Annotated in this window: 20 protein-coding genes; 11 read left to right on the top strand and 9 right to left on the bottom strand. The window is 72.8% G+C overall.

The annotated features are described in order from the left end of the window. Positions 1 to 181 precede the first annotated feature (181 nt). Positions 182 to 1,267: an ABC transporter substrate-binding protein gene (locus KIH74_RS29945; RefSeq protein ID WP_214159747.1), complete on the top strand. Its 1,086-nt coding sequence runs from the start codon at positions 182 to 184 to the stop codon at positions 1,265 to 1,267. 10 nt (positions 1,268 to 1,277) lie between these two features. On the opposite strand, the gene KIH74_RS29950 is transcribed toward KIH74_RS29945, so the two are convergent. The 3 genes from KIH74_RS29950 to KIH74_RS29960 all read right to left on the bottom strand — a co-directional run bounded on the left by KIH74_RS29950 (position 1,278) and on the right by KIH74_RS29960 (position 2,717). Further along, positions 1,278 to 1,748, bottom strand: coding sequence for a pyridoxamine 5'-phosphate oxidase family protein (locus tag KIH74_RS29950; RefSeq protein WP_214159748.1), 471 nt, complete (start codon positions 1,746 to 1,748; stop codon positions 1,278 to 1,280). A gap of 76 nt (positions 1,749 to 1,824) precedes the next feature. Further along, positions 1,825 to 2,262, bottom strand: coding sequence for a hypothetical protein (locus KIH74_RS29955; RefSeq protein WP_214159749.1), 438 nt, complete (start codon positions 2,260 to 2,262; stop codon positions 1,825 to 1,827). Further along, positions 2,259 to 2,717, bottom strand: a complete 459-nt coding sequence (locus KIH74_RS29960; RefSeq protein WP_214159750.1) for an OsmC family protein — start codon at positions 2,715 to 2,717, stop codon at positions 2,259 to 2,261. Before KIH74_RS29960 ends, KIH74_RS29955 begins: the two co-directional genes overlap by 4 nt. Before the next feature lie 65 nt (positions 2,718 to 2,782). Here KIH74_RS29960 and KIH74_RS29965 point away from each other — a divergent pair, with 65 nt between their 5' ends. The 3 genes from KIH74_RS29965 (at position 2,783) to KIH74_RS39010 (ending at position 6,333) form a co-directional block, all read left to right on the top strand. Then, a complete protein-coding gene (locus KIH74_RS29965; protein WP_214159751.1) occupies positions 2,783 to 3,499 on the top strand; it encodes an ArsR/SmtB family transcription factor in 717 nt (238 codons plus the stop codon). 48 nt (positions 3,500 to 3,547) lie between these two features. Then, positions 3,548 to 4,447 (top strand): heme-dependent oxidative N-demethylase family protein, encoded by a 900-nt coding sequence (locus KIH74_RS29970; protein WP_214159752.1) that lies wholly within the window; start codon positions 3,548 to 3,550, stop codon positions 4,445 to 4,447. Between the two features lie 110 nt (positions 4,448 to 4,557). Then, entirely contained in the window at positions 4,558 to 6,333 is a 1,776-nt protein-coding gene (locus KIH74_RS39010; protein WP_214159753.1) for a sensor histidine kinase, read from the top strand. Here KIH74_RS39010 and KIH74_RS29980 read toward each other — a convergent pair. After that, complete coding sequence (locus KIH74_RS29980) at positions 6,272 to 6,967, bottom strand: TetR/AcrR family transcriptional regulator (RefSeq protein ID WP_214159754.1); 696 nt, start codon at positions 6,965 to 6,967, stop codon at positions 6,272 to 6,274. The genes KIH74_RS39010 and KIH74_RS29980 overlap by 62 nt on opposite strands. 76 nt (positions 6,968 to 7,043) lie before the next feature. Between KIH74_RS29980 and KIH74_RS29985 the strand changes: the two genes are divergently transcribed. Both KIH74_RS29985 and KIH74_RS29990 read left to right on the top strand, forming a co-directional pair. Beyond that, complete coding sequence (locus KIH74_RS29985; RefSeq protein WP_214159755.1) at positions 7,044 to 8,192, top strand: nucleotide disphospho-sugar-binding domain-containing protein; 1,149 nt, start codon at positions 7,044 to 7,046, stop codon at positions 8,190 to 8,192. Beyond that, positions 8,192 to 8,821, top strand: coding sequence for an FMN-dependent NADH-azoreductase (locus KIH74_RS29990; RefSeq protein ID WP_214159756.1), 630 nt, complete (start codon positions 8,192 to 8,194; stop codon positions 8,819 to 8,821). Before KIH74_RS29985 ends, KIH74_RS29990 begins: the two co-directional genes overlap by 1 nt. A 10-nt stretch (positions 8,822 to 8,831) precedes the next feature. On the opposite strand, the gene KIH74_RS29995 is transcribed toward KIH74_RS29990, so the two are convergent. Continuing rightward, the gene (locus KIH74_RS29995; protein ID WP_214159757.1) at positions 8,832 to 9,446 is read right to left on the bottom strand and encodes a dihydrofolate reductase family protein; all 615 of its coding nucleotides are present in this window, start codon (positions 9,444 to 9,446) and stop codon (positions 8,832 to 8,834) included. Between the two features lie 153 nt (positions 9,447 to 9,599). Here KIH74_RS29995 and KIH74_RS30000 point away from each other — a divergent pair, with 153 nt between their 5' ends. Then, positions 9,600 to 10,166, top strand: a complete 567-nt coding sequence (locus tag KIH74_RS30000; protein ID WP_214159758.1) for a hypothetical protein — start codon at positions 9,600 to 9,602, stop codon at positions 10,164 to 10,166. Between the two features lie 170 nt (positions 10,167 to 10,336). On the opposite strand, the gene KIH74_RS30005 is transcribed toward KIH74_RS30000, so the two are convergent. Then, a complete protein-coding gene (locus KIH74_RS30005) occupies positions 10,337 to 10,819 on the bottom strand; it encodes a flavodoxin family protein (RefSeq protein WP_214159759.1) in 483 nt (160 codons plus the stop codon). 202 nt (positions 10,820 to 11,021) lie between these two features. On the opposite strand from KIH74_RS30005, the gene KIH74_RS30010 reads away from it, so the two are divergent. Continuing rightward, entirely contained in the window at positions 11,022 to 12,281 is a 1,260-nt protein-coding gene (locus KIH74_RS30010; protein ID WP_214159760.1) for a cytochrome P450 family protein, read from the top strand. A gap of 39 nt (positions 12,282 to 12,320) precedes the next feature. On the opposite strand, the gene KIH74_RS30015 is transcribed toward KIH74_RS30010, so the two are convergent. The 3 genes from KIH74_RS30015 to KIH74_RS39015 all read right to left on the bottom strand — a co-directional run bounded on the left by KIH74_RS30015 (position 12,321) and on the right by KIH74_RS39015 (position 15,595). Beyond that, positions 12,321 to 13,766 (bottom strand): MFS transporter, encoded by a 1,446-nt coding sequence (locus KIH74_RS30015; RefSeq protein WP_214159761.1) that lies wholly within the window; start codon positions 13,764 to 13,766, stop codon positions 12,321 to 12,323. Beyond that, positions 13,763 to 14,941, bottom strand: a complete 1,179-nt coding sequence (locus KIH74_RS30020) for a MerR family transcriptional regulator (protein WP_372492147.1) — start codon at positions 14,939 to 14,941, stop codon at positions 13,763 to 13,765. Before KIH74_RS30020 ends, KIH74_RS30015 begins: the two co-directional genes overlap by 4 nt. Before the next feature lie 270 nt (positions 14,942 to 15,211). Beyond that, positions 15,212 to 15,595, bottom strand: a complete 384-nt coding sequence (locus tag KIH74_RS39015) for a DUF2256 and DUF3253 domain-containing protein (RefSeq protein ID WP_214159763.1) — start codon at positions 15,593 to 15,595, stop codon at positions 15,212 to 15,214. A 240-nt stretch (positions 15,596 to 15,835) separates the two neighbouring features. Between KIH74_RS39015 and efeU the strand changes: the two genes are divergently transcribed. From efeU to efeB, 3 genes are read left to right on the top strand one after another with little or no spacing between them, the layout of a single operon-like run. Next, positions 15,836 to 17,419, top strand: coding sequence for an iron uptake transporter permease EfeU (efeU, locus tag KIH74_RS30030; protein WP_214159764.1), 1,584 nt, complete (start codon positions 15,836 to 15,838; stop codon positions 17,417 to 17,419). 52 nt (positions 17,420 to 17,471) lie between these two features. Beyond that, on the top strand, positions 17,472 to 18,650 hold the full coding sequence (efeO, locus tag KIH74_RS30035; protein WP_214159765.1) for an iron uptake system protein EfeO: 1,179 nt from the start codon (positions 17,472 to 17,474) through the stop codon (positions 18,648 to 18,650). 1 nt (position 18,651) lies between these two features. Beyond that, entirely contained in the window at positions 18,652 to 19,923 is a 1,272-nt protein-coding gene (efeB, locus tag KIH74_RS30040) for an iron uptake transporter deferrochelatase/peroxidase subunit (RefSeq protein WP_214159766.1), read from the top strand. Positions 19,924 to 19,960 lie beyond the last annotated feature (37 nt).

Consider the following 19,960-nt stretch of genomic DNA (forward strand, 5'->3'; position numbering starts at 1 on the left):
ACCCGGACGGCGGCGTCCCGCTCGGTCACGGATCAGCCGTCCAATTCCGGAGGGCTCCCCGGAAGGCCCCTAGTCTTTGTGGGCAAATTCGTATGCGAAGCGGCATGCGCGCATGACGTGCTGGGGCGGGGGTTCACGACGGCTACCGATCCCACGTGCGTGGAGTACGAGGAGTTGGGCAATGAACCGCAGCGCGATGTCCCGTCGCGGCTTTCTCGGCCTGGGGGCGGGCAGTCTGCTGGGACTGGCCGGATGTGGCGTGGCCGGAATCGGTTCCGGGTCGGGCGACACCTCCCTGACGATGTTCCACTGGGCCGGCGACCAGGCCACGGTGCCGGTGAGGGTCGGTGACGAGTACGCCGCCGCGCACGGGGTGAAGATCAGCTACATCGAGGGCACGAACGCCGAGACCTTCCCCAAGCTGGTCAGCTCGGTGCAGATCGACGCGGGCGACCCGCTGCTGAACCTGGGCTTCTTCAACGCGCAGTCGTTCGCCACCGGCGAGAACAGCGACTTGTGGCTCGCCGTGCCGGATTCGGTGGAGAACCTGGCGAACGTGCTGCCGGACTACCGGATCGTCAGCGGGCACGGCGCCTTCATGGTGATGGACGCGATGGGCCTGATCTACAACACCGAGGCCTTCCCGACGCCCCCGGCCAGCTGGATGCAGCTCTTCGACAGCAAGTATCAGGGCAAGGTGACCACCTGGGACGCACCGGCTTTCGGCCTGAACGGGCTGCCGGTGATCGCGCGCATCCAGGGCGGCGACGAGGGCGACTTCACGCTCGGCATGGACGAGTACGCCAAAGCCGCCCGGCGGGGCCAGTTCAGCGGGTTCGTCGCGTCGAACGACCAGCTGCGCAAGCAGCTCAAGGCCGGTGAGGTGGTGCTGGCCCCCGGTTTCCAGGGAGTGGCGCAGAGCTGGATGGACGCCGGCGACCCGATCGGTTTCGCGGTGCCGGAGGAGGGCGTGATGGCCTTCCCGGAGGGGTTCCAGATCATCAAGGGCTCGACCGAGGGGCAGGTCGACGCGGCCGCCGGGCTGATGGACGAGATCTTCGACCCGGCCAACGTCAGCGCCTACTGCGCGGCCACCGCCACCATCCCGCTCGTCGACGGGGCCACGCTGGACAAGAAGTACGCCGACCTGAAGAGTTTCCAGCTGGAGACCGTCACCTCGTCGATCCAGCTGGACTGGGCCACCCTGGTGGCGGCGACCGAGGACGCCACGACCGTGTGGAACGACGAGGTCAAGTCGAGGATGTGAGCCGCTGCCGTCAGTCGCGGGGGGCGCGGCGCCGGCCGCTCAGCGGGCCGTGCCAGAAGTCGCCGGGGACGGTGGCGAAGCGGCGGCCGCTGACCTCGGTCGGCACGATCCGCAGGAAGCGGTGCTTGGGGGACGGGTGGAGAGGGCTGAGGGGCAGGTCGTCGGCGTCGAGCAGTTCCTCCAGCTCGACCATCTCCTCGGCCTGGCCCTGGATCATCACGCTCCAGGCCACCTGGCTGCCGCGGTCGTGGGCATCGGCCTCGAAGGCGACGGCGTCACTGGTCAGCGCGGCGGCCAGTTTGGTGCCGGGGGCGGTGCGCAGCACCACGCAGCCGTGGTCGACGGCGTAGTTCACCGGGAAGATCAGCGGTGCGCCGCCGGTGGTGACGGCCAGCCGCCCCAGGTCCTGGCTGCGCAGCAACGCCCAGCACTCGGCCGGGGAAAGCTCTTTCATGGTGCCGGTTTCCAGATGTTCGGACATCACTCACCTCGCTGCTGGCCGACCTGACCCACACAGCCTCGCGTTCCGGACGGCCCGGGGTGCAGGGCCGGAGGTCCTAGCCCGGGCCGCCGGAGGTGCGGTCCTGATCCTGGTCCCAGGCCCGGGCGATCTCGCCGGCCCGCCGGTGCTGGTCCGGCTCCACCACCAGCACCAGGCGGTGGTCGTGGTCGCTGTACTGCACCAGGATGCTGATCCCGGCCTCGCCGAGGCGGCGGGTGAAGGCGCCGAGCTGCCCCGGCACGTCCTGGCGCAGGCGCACGGTGAGCACCCGGTTGACGGTGACCGGCCCGATGTTCGCTGCTGTCAGCGCTTCTCGTGCCCTCTCGGCGTCGTCCACCAGGAAGTGCGCGATCGCCAGGCCGGCGTGGGTGAACACCCCGCCGCCCTCCAGGCCGACCCCCGCGGCGCCCAGCACCTGCCCGAAGTCGGCGAGCGCGCCCGGCCGGTCCTCCAGCAGCACCGCGACGTCGCGCCAGGCCGGTGGTGCGCTCACGCCGTCACCACCGTGGCGTCGATCGTGACCGCACCGGACAGGGAGTTCGCGACGAAGCAGCCGCGGTGCGCGAGATCGACCAGCCGGAGCACCTTCTCGTGGTCCGTGCCGGGGGCGACGCCGATGGTGGGACGCAACTCGACGACGGCGACGCGGGCCGGGCGCTGTTCGTCGTCCATGCGCCCGGTCGGCCGGTCGGTGTAGGAGAGCACGTCGACGCCGCGGTGCGCCGCGACGGCCAGGAACGACAGCAGCTGGCAGGAACCGGCCGCCAGCACCAGCAGCTGCTCCGGGTTGAGCAGCCCCGGGTCGCCGCGGAAGGCGGGGTCGGCGCTGAGCGCGAGGGTGTGGTCGCCGGGAGCGGTCCCGGCGGAATGGCCACGCGGGTAGGCGTCGTAACCGGCGCCGGTCGAGCCCTGCCAGCTGATCGACGCGGGGTAGGTGTGCACCGTCATGCCGCGCACCGTAGACCGGGGACGTTTCGGCCGGGGCCGAAACGCCGTGCGCCTACAGTCGGGACATGAGCCGTGACCTGTCCACGATCGGCCGGGCCCTGGCGGCGCCCGCGCGGGCGACGTTCCTGGCGGTGCTGATGGACGGTTCCACCCGCCCCGCCGGGGAACTCGCCCGGGCGGCCGGGGTCAGCGCCGCCACCGCCAGCGAGCACCTGGGAGTGCTGCTCGACGCCGGGCTGGTGGACTGCGTGCCGCGGGGCCGTCACCGGTTCTACCGGATCGCCGACGACTCGGTGGCCGCGGCCCTGGAACAGCTCGGCCACCTCTGCCCGCCCGCCCCGGTCCTGACCCACGCCCAGCACCGCGGCCGGCGCGACCTGCTGCGCGCGAGGCTGTGTTACGACCATCTGGCCGGCCGGCTGGGCATCGCCCTGACCCGCTCGCTGACCGGCCGCGGCTGGCTCGACCCGGCGGACCTGGCCCTGCGCGACGACGGGGAGCGGGCGATGACGGCGCTCGGGATCGACGTCGCCGCCCTGCGCGCGGGCCGCCGCCCGCTGACCCGGTCCTGCCCGGACTGGACCGAGCGGCACCCGCACCTGGCCGGCGCGCTCGGCGCCGCCCTCGCCACGCACTTCACCGGGCAGAACTGGCTCACCCGGAGGCCCGGCGGCCGGGGCCTGGACGTGACGGCGGCCGGGCGCCGGGCGCTCACCGGGACGTGGGGGCTGGATCTCAGCGGGCTGGAGACGGCTCCCGGATCGCTGCGGACGGCGGGCTGAACCGCCGGGGGCATGGCAGAACCCGCGCCCGCCCCGCAGACTGAGGCGATGATCCGTACCCCCGAGCAGCTGGAGGCCCTGATCCCGGCCGCGGCGCTGCGGGCCGACGACTCCTGGTGGCCCCGGCCCGGGCCGGACCCGTTCCGGCTGGTGGTGGGGGCACGCACGCTGCCGGCGGAGCAGTGGCTGCGGCCCCGTCCGCACGACGCGGCCCTGGTCACCTGGCGCCGGGCGCTGCTCGACGAGCAGGGGGAGGCGGCCTTCCAGGCGCTGCCCGGAACCACGGCGGCGGGGCGGGCCGTGCTGGATCTGGTGTGCGGGGTGACGGGAGACGTCTCGTCGTCCTCCATGACCGGCCGGCACCCGCTGGACCTGGCCGGGCGGCTGGTGGCGGAGGACCTGTGCCTGGTCGACCTCACCGGTGGCCGGCCCCGGCTGACCGGCGCGAGCCTGGCCATGCCGAACCGGTGGCTGCTGGCCGACAAGCTGGGGCGCGACATGCTCGCCGTGCACGTCCCGGTTCCCGGCTACGCCGGGCAGCTCGCGGCGGTGGTCGACCGGTTCCTCACCGGGCTGCGGGAGCACCGGATCATGACGCGCGCCAACTGGGCGATCACCGACGACCCGCGGCTGTTCCAGCCCGCCGCCGACTCCCGGGCCCGGCAGGGCGACCGGATCCGCACGCCCGCCCAGGCAGCCGTCTCGCTGCACGTGCGGGTGGAGTACCAGACGCTCCGGTTGCTGCCCGAACCGGCGCGCGACAGCGCGCTTTTCACCATCCGCACCGCGCACGAGCCGCTGTCGGCGCTGGCCGACCGGCCCGCGGTGGCCGGAGGGCTGGCGGCCACGATCGCCGTGATGCCCCCGGCCGATCTCGACTACAAGGGCGTACTGCCCTACCGGGAGGCGGTTCTGGAGCTGCTGCGCGGGTACGCCGGCCAGACCTGAGGCAGGTCCGGCGGAGCCGTGTCCGAACGTGGTTCCGGCCCGGACCGCCGGACCGTCGGCAGGGGCTTTCCCTCTTGTCCGGTTCTGTCCGGGCCTCCAGGGTGTGACGGGTGAGCTCGACGTCTCTGGTCGCGGCGTCGTCCCCGTCGTCGCTGCCGCCCTCGGCCACCCGTCAGTGGTGGCGCACGCTGGCGATGACGGCTGCCCTCTCGCTGCTGGGCGCCGTGGTGATGGGACCGCTCTGGCAGGAGTACCCGCTGGTGGCCGCCGGCAGCCTGCTGTTCGGGGCGATGTTCACCTGCGCCGGGGTGATCCTCTGGGGCGAGCCGGGGCACCGCCGCACGGCCGTGCTGCTGATCGCCGCGGCCCTGCTGTGGTCGCTGGGCTGGAGCGAGGAGTGGGCCTTCGGGCCGATGCCGTTGCTGTCCGGGCCGTCCAGCTTCCTGGCGCTCTCGCTGGCCGTGTGGGCGATGTTCCGCTACCCCGAACCGGCGCTGATGAACCGCGTGGAGCGGGTGTTCGTGCTGGTGCTCGGGGTGGTGGTGGTCGGCGGCATCCTGGCGCAAGACCTCACCATGCGCCCGGAGTGGAAGGACTACGACCCGGGCTCGTGGTGGATCACGCTGCACGCCGACCGTACCCTGAACGACGCGGTGATCCAGCTGAACAGCGCCTGCCAGCTGGTGCTGGCCACCGGGTTCACGGCGCTGTGGGTGGTGCGCATCCGGCGCATGCGCGGGCTCGACCGCGACCTGCTCGCCCCGATGGCTGTCAGCGCCCCGGCCGCCACCCTGGCCGCGGTCACCGTGCCGGTGGTGCAGCTGCTCGGCTGGCACGGCGCCGGGCGCGACGTCGCGTTCGCGGTGCAGGCCGCGGTGTTCGCCAGTGTCCCGGTGGCGTTCCTGGCCAGCGTGGTGCGGCGGCGCCTGGCCGACGACGCGGTGCTCACCCTGGTGCGGCGGGTGCAGCGCCACCCCACCCCCGAGGCCGTGCAGAGCGCGCTGCGCTCGGCGCTGCTCGACGACTCGCTGCGGGTGCTCTACTGGGCGCCGGAGCTGAACACCTACGTCGACGTGTCCGGGGTGCCGGGGGGCGAACCCGGCTCCGGTGATCGCCTGCGGTTGCCGGTCACCTCGGCGGTGGGCGCCTCGCTGGCCCTGATCGACACCGACCCGGTGCTGCGCCGGCACCCGAACGTGGTCACCAACGCCGTGGCGGCCAGCGGCCTGGCCCTGGAGAACGCCCAGCTCCAGGCCGCGGTGCTGGGCCGGCTCAGCCAGGTGCGGTCGGTGCGCATGCAGGCGGTGCAGGCCGGGGTGACCGAGCGCCGCCGGGTGGAGCGCGACCTGCACGACGGCGCCCAGCAGCGTCTCCTGGCCCTGAAACTCTTTCTGGCGGCGTCCGACTCGCCCACCCTGCCGGATCCCTCGCGCGAGCGGCTGCGCGGCATCAGCCAGGAGCTCTCCCTGGCCCTGGACGAGCTGCGCGACCTGGCGCGCGGCATCCACCCGGCGGTGCTGAGCCAGGCCGGGCTGGGCGCGGCGGTGGAGGCGATGGCCCAGCGGCACCCGGTGGCCGTCGACGTGGCGCTGCCCGGCGGCCGGTTCCCGGCGGCCACCGAGGAGACCGCCTACTTCCTGGTGTGCTCGGTGCTGGACACGATGAGCGAACCGGACGGGGACGCCCGGGTGGAGGTGCGGGGGCACACCAGCGAGGGGGTGCTCACCGTGGAGATCGAGATCCACGACGACCGCCCGACACCCCTGCGGCTGGGCGCCGAGCTGCCGGGCATGCTCGACCGGGTGCGGGCGCTCGGCGGTGACATCATGTTCTCCGCGCTGGGGCGCGGCGGGTCGCTGATGGTGGCGGCGATTCCCTGTTCCTAATGGTGGACGTCCGACCGCCCGGTTCCGGGGTGGTCAGGATCAGGCCGGGAAGGGTTTCGCACAGCCACTTCTCGGACTCGTCGAGCGTCCACCCGAGGTCGTCGGTGCGGATGAAGTAGGCCGCGTTGCACAGGTGCAGCCAGAGCAGGTCGACGGCCCGCCCGGCCGGCACGCCCAGCGCGCCGAGCTCGTCGAGGCGGTGCGTGGTGAGCTCCAGCCCGGCCCGCATCGAGCGGTGCGCGATGTCCTGGCTCTCGCGCACCGCCGGATCCTGCGCCGCCGCGGCCGCGACCTGGCGCATGAGCGGTGACCAGGCCTCGAACTGCTCGCGGGTGACGTGCACCGTGTAGGCCAGCAGCTCGGCCGGGTCGGTGGCGGTGCGCAGGCGTTCCAGGATGCCGGCGATGTCTTCGGACTCCGTGCCGGCCAGTAGCAGGGCCCGCAGCAGGCCGCTCTTGCCCCCGCCGACCGCGTACACGGTGGCCGGGGCGACCCGGGCGGCGCGGGCGATCTCGTCGACCTTGGTGGCGAAATAGCCCTGGGAGATGAACAAGTCGCGGGCGGCCTCGGTGATCGCCTGCCGGGTGAGCTCCGCGTACTCGGCCCTGCGTCCCTTACCTGCCTCTTTCGCCACCCCCGGATCCTAGCTGCTATGTTCGCCAGAGTTGACTCTGATGAATCAACGAAACTCCAGAAAGGGGAGTTCGCTCTTGCGTATCCTGATCAGCAGCTGCCCGGCGCACGGCCACCTGCTGCCGATGCTCCCGCTGGCCCGGGCCGCCCAGCAGGCCGGTCACCAGGTCGCCCTGCTCAGCCACCCGTCCGTCGGCGGGCTCGCGCCGTTCCTGCCGCTGCTGCCCGCCGGGCCCTCGGTGCCGGAGACGCTGGCCGAGGTGATGCGGCGCTCCGGCGTCGACGCCCGCGACGTGCCGATCGACGAGTCCGCCGAGAACGCGCAGCAGGGCCCGATCGACTTCTTCGTGCACGCCCGCATGGACCTGGGGGCGGAGCAGGCCCTGGCCGCGGCCCGCGACTTCGCGCCCGACCTGGTGGTGGCCGACATCGCCGACCTGTACGGCCCCTACGTGGCCGCGGCGCTCGGCGTGCCCTGGGCCGCGCACGGCGCCAGCCTGCCGTTCAACGAGCAGCTGGCGCGGTTCTTCGAGGCCGCCACGATCGAGCGGTTCGCCCGGGAGAACGTCCATTTCACCGGGCCGGTGGCCTATCTCGACCCCTGGCCGGACCTGCTGCTGCGCCCGTCCGACGTCTACCCGGCCCCGCGCATCCCGGTGCGCGCGCAGCCGCACGCCGGTGACGGGCCGGTCTGGCAGCGCCCCGCCCACGGCGAGCGGCCCACGGTGCTGCTGACGCTCGGCACGGTGGTGGAAGACCCGCAGGCGCTCGGCGGGGCGCTGGATTCGCTGCTGGAACTCGACGTGGACGTGATCGTGGCCCCGCACGCCGCCGGCGACCTGGGCGGCCGCACGCCCGACCCGCAGCGGGTGCACGTGGCCGGGTTCGTGCCGATGAAAGACCTGCTGGACAGCGGCGTCGACGTGGTGGTGACGGCCGGCGGAGCGGGCACGGTGCTGTCCGCGCTGTCGGCCGGGGTGCCGCTGGTGCTGCTGCCGCTGGGGCTGGACAAGCCGATGAACGCCGACCGGGTGGCCTCGGTGGGCGCCGGCACGGTGGTGAACGCGCCGGGCGAGATCGCCCCGGCCGTCGCCGAGGTGCTCGCCCACCGGCACTACGCCGAGGCCGCGGCCCGGGTGGCCGACAGCGTCTGCTCCTCCCGGCCGGCCCCGGCCGCCCTCGACCTGCTCATCGAAACCGCTCTGACGACAAGGAAGTCCCGCTGATGACCCTGCTCCGTATCGACGCCAGCATCCTCGGGCCGTACTCGGCCGGCAGCGAGCTGGCCGACCTGGTGCTCGAGGCCTGGAGCGAGCGGCGCCCGCACGAGCCCGTCGTCACCCGGCACCTGGGCACCGACCCGCTGCCGGCGACGGCCTGGGCGGCGGCGGTGTCGTCGTTCTCGGTGCCCGAGGAGCAGCGGACCCCGGCCCAGCGCGAGGCACTGGCCCTGGCGCACGAGCTGATCACGGAGGTGCGCTCGGCCGACGCCCTGCTGCTGGCGTTCCCGCTGTACAACTGGGGTGTTTCGCAGAACGTCAAGGTCTGGATCGACCTGCTGGTGGCCGGCGGCGCCGCCACCGAACGGGTGCTCGAGGGCAAGCCGGTGGTGTTGGTGAGCACCCGCGGCGGCGCCTACGGGCCGGGCATGCCGCGCGAGGGCTGGGACCACAACACGCCGTACCTGCGGCAGGTGCTCGCCGGGTTCTGGGGCGCCGACCTGACCGTGGTGGAGCGCGAACTCACCCTGGCCGGAACGGATCCCGCGCTGGACCGGCTGGCCGCCGAGGCCGAGGCGGAGCGGCTGCGGGCGCGTGCGGAGGCCACGGCGGCGGGCAGGGCGCTGGCAGGCTGAGCGGGTCTGCTCACTCCTGGGTCATGTCGCCGTAGGTGGGCACGCCGATCCGGTCGTAGGTGAGCTGGACGGTGCCGCCCGGGTGCACGATCCCCTCGGCCAGGTGCAGGGCCGCGGGGATCGTGCCCTCGCCGAACACCCGCTTGCCGCTGCCCAGCAGCACCGGGTACTGCCACAGGTGCAGCCGGTCGACCAGGTCCAGGCGCAGCAGCGACTGCACCAGGCCGAGACTGCCGATCACGTGGACGTGTTCGTGCCGTTGCCTGAGCTCGCCGACGGCGGTGGCCAGGTCGCCGGGGATCAGCGACGAGTTCTGCCAGCCCAGGTCGCCGGACAGGGTGCGGCTGGCGACCCGCTTGGGCACGGCGTTGAGCAGGGACGTCCAGGGGATACCGGCGGGGGCCTGGGGCCAGTAGGCGGCGAAGATGTCGTAGGTGCGGCGGCCGAGCAGCAGCACGTCGAGGGTCTTGGCCTGCTCGAACACGGCGTCGGCCCGATCCTCTTCGAGCAGCGGGGCCTGCCAGCCGCCGTGGGTGAAGCCGCCCTCCGGATCCTCCTGGGGGCCGCCGGGTGCCTGCGCCACACCGTCGAGGGTGATGAACTCGGTGACGACGAGCCTGCCCATGGTTCCTCCTGCGGTCGAGTCCGGATCCGCTGACCTCCAGGAGACCGCCCGGCCGGGCGGAACTCATCGCCTTGCGGCGAAACCGTCCGGGCGCCGGCCGGCGCGGATATTCTCGGGGGCACCGGACCTGCCGACCGAGGGAACGACATGTCCATGCCGCAACACACCCCGGTGCGCCGACGCGACTGGGAGAGGATCGGCGCCGTCGCCGGGGTGGTCGGCGTCGTCATCGCGCTGGTGGCGATCCTGGTCAGCCACTCCGACGCGAGCAGCGGCGACACCACCGGCACGCAGCAACCGGCGGTGCAGGGGCAGAACCCGGTTCAGGACGAGGACACCTCGCCCGGGACGGAGCGGACCACCTCCGGGCAGGACCTGCTCGATGCCCTCGACCTGCCCCGGGCCTACGTCGGCACCTGGCGGGGCATGGTGAAACAGGGCGACCAGAAATACCTGGCCGTGCTCCGGCTCACCGCCGGCTCGGCGGGGGAGTCGGTCGGCGGCAGCGAGTACCCCACCCTGGAGTGCACCGGCGAGCTCCAGCTGATCAGCGGGGGCGACGACGTGGTGGTGAAGGAGGACGTGGACTCCACGGGCTGCGTCGACGTCGAGATCCGGCTGGCCCTGCGCGACGACGGCACGCTCGACTACCGGGTGGAGGGGAACGGTTTCCTGGTGGAAGCCTGCCACGGCGTGCTGGCCCGGGAACGCGAGAAGTGACCGCCTAGGGCGTGTTTTGGAATTCCATGCCTACTGCGGGGCACCCGTGACGCCGTCTGACCGCGTCCGGCGTGGCCCCACGTAGAACACCGCTACGAGGGGCCCCACCGGCCGCGTCAGCCGACGCCCCGGGCACCTCCTCGCTACGGCAGCGAATTCCAAAACAAGCCCTAGGACGGCACCGGCGCGAGCGACGCGGCCAGGTTCTCTCCCCAGCGCTGGGCGTGGTCCAGTTCGCCGTCCTCCATCGGCCCGAGAACGCCCTTCGCGCAGAAGGATTCGTGGCCGCGCAGCTGAAGACCCAGACGCCGCAGGCGATGACTGACGGTGCGCGCCGGCCGGCCGGTGAACGGCCCGCCGGCGTGCGTGTCGAACGACGCCGCGGGAATGCCCGCCGGGTGCAGGGTCTCGAGCCAGTCCCGCACGCTCGCGCAGGCGTACCGGTCCACCCCGTCGCCCTCCGGGACGCCGTGGCCCAGGGCGTGGGTGGGGGCGCCGACCACCAGCAGGGCGACGTCGTCGCCGAGCACGACCGGGGCGCTCGCCGGGGTGTGGATGTCGACCCGCACGACCGTCCCGAGCCCGGCGGCGACCGCCCGGGCCACCGACTCGGTGTTGCCGAACCTGGACTCGTACACCAGCAGTGCCCTCATGGCTGCCCTCTGAACCTCGGTGGATCATGATGTTTCGGTGACACCAGTCTGGACGGCACGCCGGACCGGACGGAGGGGCAGAAGTCCCCGCACACCCGACCGGAAGTCTCCGATTACCTCGCCGGTAACCCTTGGGGATGTGGCAGTCTCGAGTCGCGGAACGCGGTGACCAGGTTGCTACACCGATGACGACGGGGGCCCGATGAACCGGACGACCATGCGGGAGACGGAACCGGACCGGCCCGCCCTGATCTTCACGCCCGAGGTCAAGGCCGACTCGCCCCGGGTGCTCGCCGAACTGCGGGCCCGCGGCCCGGTGCAGCGGGTCCGGCTGGGCAACGGCCTGGCCGCCTGGGCCGTGCTGTCGTACGAGGAGGCCCGCGCCGCCCTCACCCACCCGGACCTGCGGCACGACCCCACGCCGTCCGAGAAGGCCCTGGAGGCGGTGGGTTACACGGTGCACAAGCCGGGCCACGGGGTGGGCGGCTCGATGCTCCAGCTGGATCCGCCCGACCACACCCGGTTGCGCCGCCTGGTGGCGCCCGCCTTCAGCCCGCGTCGCACCCGGCTGCTGACCGAGCGGGTGCACGAGATCACCGCCGGGCTGCTCGACGCGATGGCGCCGCGCGGTGAGGCAGACCTGGTCGAGGCGTTCACCGCGCCGCTGCCGGTCACCGTGATCTGCGAGCTGCTGGGCATCCCGGCGGCCGACCGCGACAGCTTCCGGCGCTGGACCGGCGACTTCCTCGGGCTGCCCTCCGACCGGCAGCGGGCGGCGGGGCTGAGCCTGAACGGCTACGTCGCGGAGCTGGTGGAGCGCAAGCTGGCCGAGCCCGCCGACGACCTGCTGTCCGACTTGACGCTCCAGTCCAGCACCCAGGACGGCCGGCTGTCGCGGGCCGAGTTGATCGGCACGGCGGTGCTTCTCGTCATCGCCGGGCACGACACCACGGTGAACCTGATCGGCAACGCGATGGTGGCGCTGTTCCGGGCGCCGCACCAGGCCGACCTGCTGCGGGCCCGGCCGGAACTGGTGGAACAGGCCGTGGAGGAGTTCCTGCGCCTGGACTCGTCGGTGGAGGCGTCCACGCTGCGGTTCGCGGCGAACGACCTGGAGCTGGCCGGGGTGCGCATCCGGCGGGGTGACGTGGTCGCCGTGTACCTGGGGCAGGCCAGCCGGGACGCGCCGCAGGCGGAGGGCACCGACCCGGCCGTTCTCGACGTCACCCGGCCCGGCCCGCGGCACGTGGCGTTCGGTCACGGCATCCATCACTGCCTGGGCGCGCCGCTGGCCCGCATGGAGGCGTCCGTCGCGATCGGCGCTCTGCTGCGCCGGTTTCCCGACCTGCGCCTGGCGGTGCCGCTCGACGACCTGTGCTGGATCCCGGTCGGCATGATGCGGGGTCCGCTGGAGCTGCCGGTGCGGTTCACGCCACGCCCGCACGGTACAACGGTCCGATGAGGGACGACGGGGAGGCCGTGCCGGGCTCCTCGTCGTCCATCATTGGTTGCCGGGTGACGGGAGGGCTGTGAGGATGGCTGGATGCGAATCCTGCTGGTCCTGGTCGTCATTGCCGTCGCGTTCGTGCTCTACCAGCGGTTCGTGCGGTGACCTGTACCGCCACAGGGCGGGCACGGTCAGGGCGATGACGACGACGGCCAGCACGGTGGCCGCGCCGCCGGCCGCCACCGTGGCCCTCGGCCCGATCCCGGGCGAGACCAGACCGTGCAGCACACCCGCCAGCTGCGGCCCGCCGATGAGCAGCACCGTCAGCGAGCCCTGGATGCGCCCGCGCAACGCGTCGTCGGTGTACTGCTGGCAGACGGCGTTACGGAAGGTGCTCAGCACGAAGTTCACACCGCCCCCGGCCACCAGCGCGGCCAGCGCCAGGGGCAGTCCCGGCGCGAAACCCAGCAGCACCAGGCTGATTCCCCAGGCGACGGCCGCGCCGGTCAGCCACACGCCGTGCCGGCGGGCGCGGGTGAAGCCGCCCGACACCGGACCGGTGGCGAGCGTCCCCACCGGATACGCCGCGCAGAGCAGGCCCAGGGCCGGGCCGCCCCCGGGCGGGTCGCCGAACATGTCCACCGCGAGCTCGGGGAACAGGCTGAAGGGCAGGCCGAACGCCGTCGCGGCGAGGTCCACACCCATCACGGCGGCCAGCACCCGCTGCGCCGCCAGGTAGCGGAAACCCTCCAGCACCCGGCCCGAACCGTGTGCCGATTCGATGGCGGGCAGCAGGGGCGGCGCGGGCAGCGCAGGCAGCAGGAACACCGCCCACAGCACCGTGAGCAGGGCGGCACAGTCGAGTAGGTAGAGGGTGGACAGCCCGGCCAGCGGGATCAGCGCGCCGGCCAGCAGCGGCCCGGTCACCGACCCCAGTCCGCGGCTGAGGGAGCTGAGAGCGGCTGCGGCGGGCAGAAGTTCGCCCGGCACCAGACGCGGCACCACGGCCCCGGTGGTGGTCATGACCGCGCCGAGCGCGACGCCCTGGGCGGCCACCAGCACCAGCATCAACGGCACCGACCGCACGTCGAGCACCCCGCGCAGCCAGAACAGGCCGAGCACGAGAGCCAGCACGGAGTGGGCGGTCAGGAGCAGACGACGCCGGTCCGTGGTGTCGGCGAGCACCCCGCTGCCCAGCGACGACACCAGCAGGGCGACGAACGAGACGGTGGACGACGCGGCCATCACCGCCGACGACCCGGTCAGCTGGAACAACTGCGCCGGCACGGCCATCACGGCGAACGACCCGCCGACCGCCGCGACCACCCCGGCCGCCCACAGCCGCCGGAACTCCGGCACCGCCAGCGGACGCAGGTCGACGGTCAGCCTGTCCCACCGGCCGTTCTCCCACCGGCCGCTGCCCCGGTGTCGGTGACTGCCACGGTGTCGGTCACTGCCCCGGCGTCGGCCGCCCGGGTGCCGGCCCGGCCGGCTCGTCACCGGAGCGACTCGTGGATGTCGGCGACCACGCAGCTCACGTTGTCCGGGGCGCCGGCCTCGTGGGCGGTGTCGATCAGGGCGGTGGCCGCCGTCGCCGCGTCGGTGGTCCGTAGCAGCACGTCCCGCACGCGGCCGGGGCTCACCACCGAGGTGAGGCCGTCGGAGCAGAGCAGATAGCGCTCGCCGGCCCGGACCTGGTGCAGGCTGATGTCGACCCGGGGATCGGCGCTCCCGTCGAGGGCCCGGGTCAGCAGACTGCGCTGCGGGTGCGAGCGGGCCTCCTCGGGACTCAGCCGGCCGGAGTCGACCATGAACTGCACCACCGAGTGGTCGTGAGTGATCTGTGAGAGCACGCCGTCGCGCAGCACGTAGGCCCTGGAGTCGCCGATGTGGGCCAGCGCCAGCCCGGACCCGGTCCAGAGCAGGGCGGTGAGCGTGGTGCCCGCCGGGACGTCGTGCCCGCCCCGCGGCAGCCGGCCGATTCCGGCGTTGACCTCGTGCACGGCATCGAGAAGGGCGTCCTGCATGGCGTTGATCAGGTCGGCCGGCTGCACCCCGGCGCCCGGCGGCGGGCCGGACTCCAGCAGCCGCAGTGCCCGCACCGCACCCGCGCTGGCCGGTGCGCCGCGGGTGCCGAAACCGTCGGCCACCACCAGCAGACGCTCACCGGACCAGGCGGCGTCCTGGTTGCTCTCGCGCACCAGACCCACGTCGGTGCGGGCGGCGTGGTCCACGAAAAATCCACGCACGGACGACGAAACCCGCCCGTCCACCACCAGATTCACCACGCCGCTCCCCGCGGCCCCCTGCCGGGCGAGCTCTTCCACCAGCGTCCGGGCCAGCTCGCGGCGCTCGGCCACGTCGGCCTCCACCCGGGCCCAGAAGCCGGCGATCTCCCGCGACGCCAGGCCCGGTTCCAGGTCGCAGACCAGCCGGATCTGAGCCAACGGCATGCCGAGCCGCCGCAGCCAGGCCACCAGCCGGGCGCGTTCCAGCTGCCCGGCGGTGTAGAAGCGGTACCCGGTCACCGGGTCCACACTGGCCGGAACCAGCAGCTCCAGCTCGGCGTACAGACGCAACGCCTTCGCCGACAGACCCGCCGCCCGCGCGAACGTGCCGATGGTCAGCCGGTCCGGCATCCGGTCGTCTCCCGCGCTCGCCGTCACGCCGGACATCGTGGACCTTTCCCCAGGGACAAGGTCAATGCCCTGCGCACGAGCCGGCCTCCTGGACCTCCTGGACCACTGGTGCTGGGGCGGCGGATCGAGCGGGCAGCCGACGGGGATGCGTTTCGTTTTTGACACCACCCAGGGCGTCTGGCCGGTGTGAAAAATCGAAGGGTGGGCAAGGGGGAGGGCAATGATGCTTGGGGCTTGGGGCTTGGGGCTTGGGGGGTGGGGGGTGGGGGTCACCGACTGCACGGGCGGGTGGTGGGGGAGCAGAGGTCAGGTTCCCGGCGGCCGCACCCGCCGGATCCGGATCGGCCCGCGCGCGGTGGAGGGGTCGACCACCCGCCCCTGCTGGGTGATCTCGACCTGGCCGGCCGCGGTGAGCCGCCGGGCGGCGGCGCGGGCGGGTTCCATCAGGTCGCGCCAGTCCTCGCCGCCGATCGCCCGGGCCGCCTCGGACGGGCAGATCGTGGCCCCGTCGCGCCGCGCGGCCAGCAGGTCCAGCACGGTGCGCTCCAGCCGGGCGCCGGTGTCCGCGGGCTTGTTCCGGCGGCACCGCTGCGAGCAGTACCGCACCTGGTCCCAGTCGGCCGCCCACTTCCTGCGCCAGGCGAACGCGCGGCCGCACGAGGCGCACACCTTGGGGTCGGGGGTCTTCACGGCACCACCCTGAGGCCCTGGTCACGTGGCCGCGATCCGGAGCGGTTCTTTTCGTCGTCCACTGTTGTTCAAAGTGTGACGAAACGTGCGTCAAGGGGCACAGGTCGTCACTTGGTCGCCAAAGTTCCAGGTCAAAGGGACTGGCGCCGGGGCGGCCAGTGGATCTACGGTCACTAAGGTTAGGCTCACCTATGAGGGCTTAACCCAGGTAAAACGATCGCCGACCCACTGGAGTTCCAGATGCTGCCCACGTTCGTGATCGGGCTGCGTGAAGGACTCGAGGCGGCTCTCATCGTCGGCATCGTCGCGGCCTTCCTCACTCAGCGCGGCCGCCGGGACCTGCTGCGCTGGGTCTACCTCGGCGTCGCCACCGCCGTCCTGCTCTGCGTCGCCGCCGGTATCGCCCTGGAGCTGGTCTCCCGCGAACTGCCGCAGCGCCGGCAGGAGGGCCTGGAGACCGTGATCGGCGTCTTCGCCGTGGCCATGGTCAGTTACATGGTCGTCTGGATGCGCCGCCACTCCCGCGACCTCAAGGGCGACCTGGAAGGCGCCGCCGGGGCCGCGCTCGCCCAGGGCTCGGGCTGGGCGCTGGTGGCCATGGCCTTCCTCGCGGTCATCCGCGAGGGCCTGGAGACCGTCGTCTTCCTGCTGGCCGCCTTCAACGAGAGCGGCTCCGGCCGCAGCGCCTGGATCGGCGCGCTCCTCGGCATCGTCGTCTCGATCGTGCTGGGCTGGGCCGTCTTTCGCGGCGGCATCCGCCTCAACCTGTCCAGGTTCTTCCGGATCACCGGTGTGGTGCTGGTGCTGGTCGCCGCCGGCCTGGTGGTCAGCGCCCTGCACACCGCGCACGAGGCCGGCTGGGTCAACTGGGGTCAGCAGAGCACCCTCGACCTGACCGCGATCGTGCGGCCGGGCAGCGTGCAGTCGTCGATCCTCACCGGCATGCTCGGCCTCCAGCCGCGTCCGGTGCTGGTCGAACTCGCCGCCTGGCTGGTCTATCTCGTGCCCATGCTGGTCTACGTGGCCTGGCCGCCGAACCGGGTCCCGGGCCGCGCCACGCAGATCCGCCTGGCCGCCGCGCTCGCCGTGACCAGCGCCGTGGCCGCCGTCGCGCTGCTGGTGCTGCTGCCCGCGCGACCGGCCTCCCGGCCGGTCACCACCTCCGGCGAACTGTCGGCACAACACCTGTCCGGCAACCGGTTCCAGGTCGCTGTTCCCTCCGGCACCAGCATCGGCGACACCTCCGACCTGTCCGCGGCGCGCACCCTGCTGCCGTCCGCCACCAGCACGCTCACCCTGGAGCCGGGCGCGCGGACCACGCGTGACGGCGTCACCGTGCAGACCTTCTCGGAGAAGGACGACGAGGTGCCCCTGACCGGCCCGGCCGAGCTCAGCTACGCCGACCTGGCCACCGCCAACGGCGGCCGGCTGCCGCTCGGCGTGCGCGGCGCCGGGGAGTCCGGGGACGGCTCGGTTCCCGTGACTTACTCCGCCACCGGCGAACTCACGCTGACCGTCGCCGCCGACACCGGCCGCGTGGTCGACCTGGTCTGGTCGCAGGGGCTGACCCTGACCACCACGTCGTCCATCGGCTCGGTTCCGGTCACGGCCGGCACCACCACCTCCCGCTTCGACGACGCCGACGTCGCCGCCGCGCTGACGGCGGCCCGTTCCGACACCGCCGACCGCGAGCACCGGCACACCATGACCGTGACGGCCGTGCTGCTCGGCCTTCTCGCCGCGGCCGGCGCGCTGACCGCGTCGGCGCTGGCCACCACCCGGCGCCGCGTGGCGCCGGTGCCCGAGCCGGAACCCGCCGGCTGACCACCCAGACCCTCCACCTCCCGTATCACCCCGATTTTCGAAGGAGCCACCCATGCCCGTCCGCTCAGCCCGGCAGCTCACCCTGGCCGCCGTCACCGCCGGCCTGGTCGTCGGCGTCACCGCCTGCGGCGGCTCGTCGTCCGGCACCGGCAGCACCTCGGCGGCGGCCTCCGGCGACGCCCACACCGCGAACGTCACGGTCACCGCGGCCGACGGCTGCACGCCCGACCGCACCGAGTTCGAGGCCGGCGCCATCACCTTCAACGTCACCAACCAGGACGCCACCGCCGTCAGCGAGGTCGAGCTGCTCGGCGGCCAGCGCATCATCGGTGAGAAGGAGAACCTGCCGCCCGGTTTCGACGGCACCTTCTCGGTCAGCGTGCCGGCCGGCAGCTACACGCTCTACTGCCCCGGCGCGACCACCGAGAACACCACGCTGACCGTCACCGGCACGGCGAGCAGCTCGGCCGACAGCAGCCTTGACGACCTGTACGAGACCGGCACCACGCAGTACGCGGCCTACATCAACGACCAGGTCGGCTACCTGGTCACCACGACCGCCGACCTGGCCGAGGCGCTGCACGGCACCGACCTGGAGGCCGCGCAGGAGGCCTACGCCAAGGCCCGCCCCTACTACGAGAAGGTCGAGGCCGTCGCCGAGTCGTTCACCGCCGGCGACACCGACCTGGACGCCGCGATCGACGCCCGCGACGGTGACGTGCCCGCCGCCGACTGGACCGGGTTCCACCCGATCGAGAAGGGCCTGTTCGACGACAAGAGCCTGGACGGGCTGGGGGATCTCGGCGACGGACTGGCCGAGAACGCCACGAAGCTCCAGGAACTCACGAAGGACCTCACCTACCAGCCCTACGAGCTGGCCAACGGCGCGCAGGAACTGCTCGACGAGGTGGCGAGCTCGAAGATCACCGGTGAGGAGGAGCGGTACTCGCACATCGACCTGCTCGACTTCTCCGGTAACCTGGAGGGCGCCCAGCAGGCCTTCGCCGACCTGGAACCGGCCCTCGACGAGATCGACTCCAGCCTCTCCGACCAGGTCGCGACCAACTTCAGCGCGCTGTCCGACCTGCTCAAGAAGTACGAGGACGCCGACGCGCTGGGCGGTTACACGCTCTACGGCGACCTGAGCTCCTCGGACAAGAAGGCCTTCGCCGCGGCCGTCAAGGCCGTGCAGGAGCCGCTGTCCAGGGTCGCCGCCAAGGTCACCCACTGAGATGGCTGGCGAACCCGCATCCCCGAGCCGCCGGCGTTTCCTCGGCGGCGCGCTCGGGGTCGCCGGTGCCGGGGCGGCAGGGGCCGCGGGCTTCGGTGTGTCCCGCATGGTGGACGACGAGGAGCCGGCCAGTACCGCTGCCGGCAGCCAGGTCTCGCTGTACGGCACGCACCAGGCCGGCATCGCCACGCCCGCCCAGGACCGTCTGGCCTTCGCCGCGTTCGACGTCACCACCACCGACGTCACGGCGCTCCAGACCATGCTGGGGCTGTGGGCCGCGGCGGCGCACCAGATGTCGACCGGGGAACCGGTCGGCGGCACCGGCAGCGCGAACAGCAACCCGGCCGCGCCGCCCCTCGACACCGGTGAGGCCTTCGACCTGGATCCGGCGAACCTCACCGTCACGGTGGGTTTCGGCCCGTCGCTGTTCGACGACCGGTTCGGGCTGGAGAACCGGCGACCGGCCGCCCTGGCCGACCTGCCGGCATTCCCCGGTGACACCCTCGACGCCAACCGCAGCGGTGGCGACATCGGGGTGCAGGCCTGCTCGAACGACCCCCAGGTGGCCTTCCACGCCATCCGCAACTTCGCCCGGATGGCCCGGGGAACGGCCGTGATGCGCTGGACCCAGCTGGGTTTCGGCCGCACCTCGACCACCTCGAAGACCGAGAGCACGCCCCGCAACCTGATGGGGTTCAAGGACGGCACCAACAACATCCTCGCCGAGAACACCGCCGACCTGGACGATTACGTCTGGGTCGGCCCGGATACCGACCAGCCGTGGATGGCCGGCGGCAGCTACCTGGTCGCCCGCCGTATCCGGATGCTGATCGAGTCCTGGGACACCGACTTCCTCTCCGACCAGGAGGCGGTGTTCGGCCGCACCAAGAACACCGGGGCCCCGCTGGGCGGCACGGCCGAGTTCGACACCGTGGACCTGGACGCGAAGGACGCCGACGGCGGACCGGTGATCCCGGCCACGGCGCACATCCGGCTGGCCGCCCCCGCCACCAACGGCGGCATGAAGATCCTGCGCCGCGGCTACTCCTACACCGACGGAATCGACGCCGACACCGGTCTGCTCGACGCCGGGCTGTTCTTCATCTGCTACCAGGCCGACCCGACGAAGCAGTTCGTGCCGATCCAGCAGCGGCTGGGGCACGGCGACGCCCTGAACGAGTACATCCGGCACACCGGCAGTGCGGTGTTCGCGGTCCCGCCCGGCCTCAGCGGCCCGGGGGACTGGTTCGGCAAGAAGCTGTTCAGCACCTGACGCGAGCGGCCCGGACAGCGGTGTGCGAGGCTGTCCG

The sequence above is a fragment of the Kineosporia corallincola genome, from assembly GCF_018499875.1.
Taxonomy (GTDB): Bacteria; Actinomycetota; Actinomycetes; order Actinomycetales; family Kineosporiaceae; genus Kineosporia; species Kineosporia corallincola.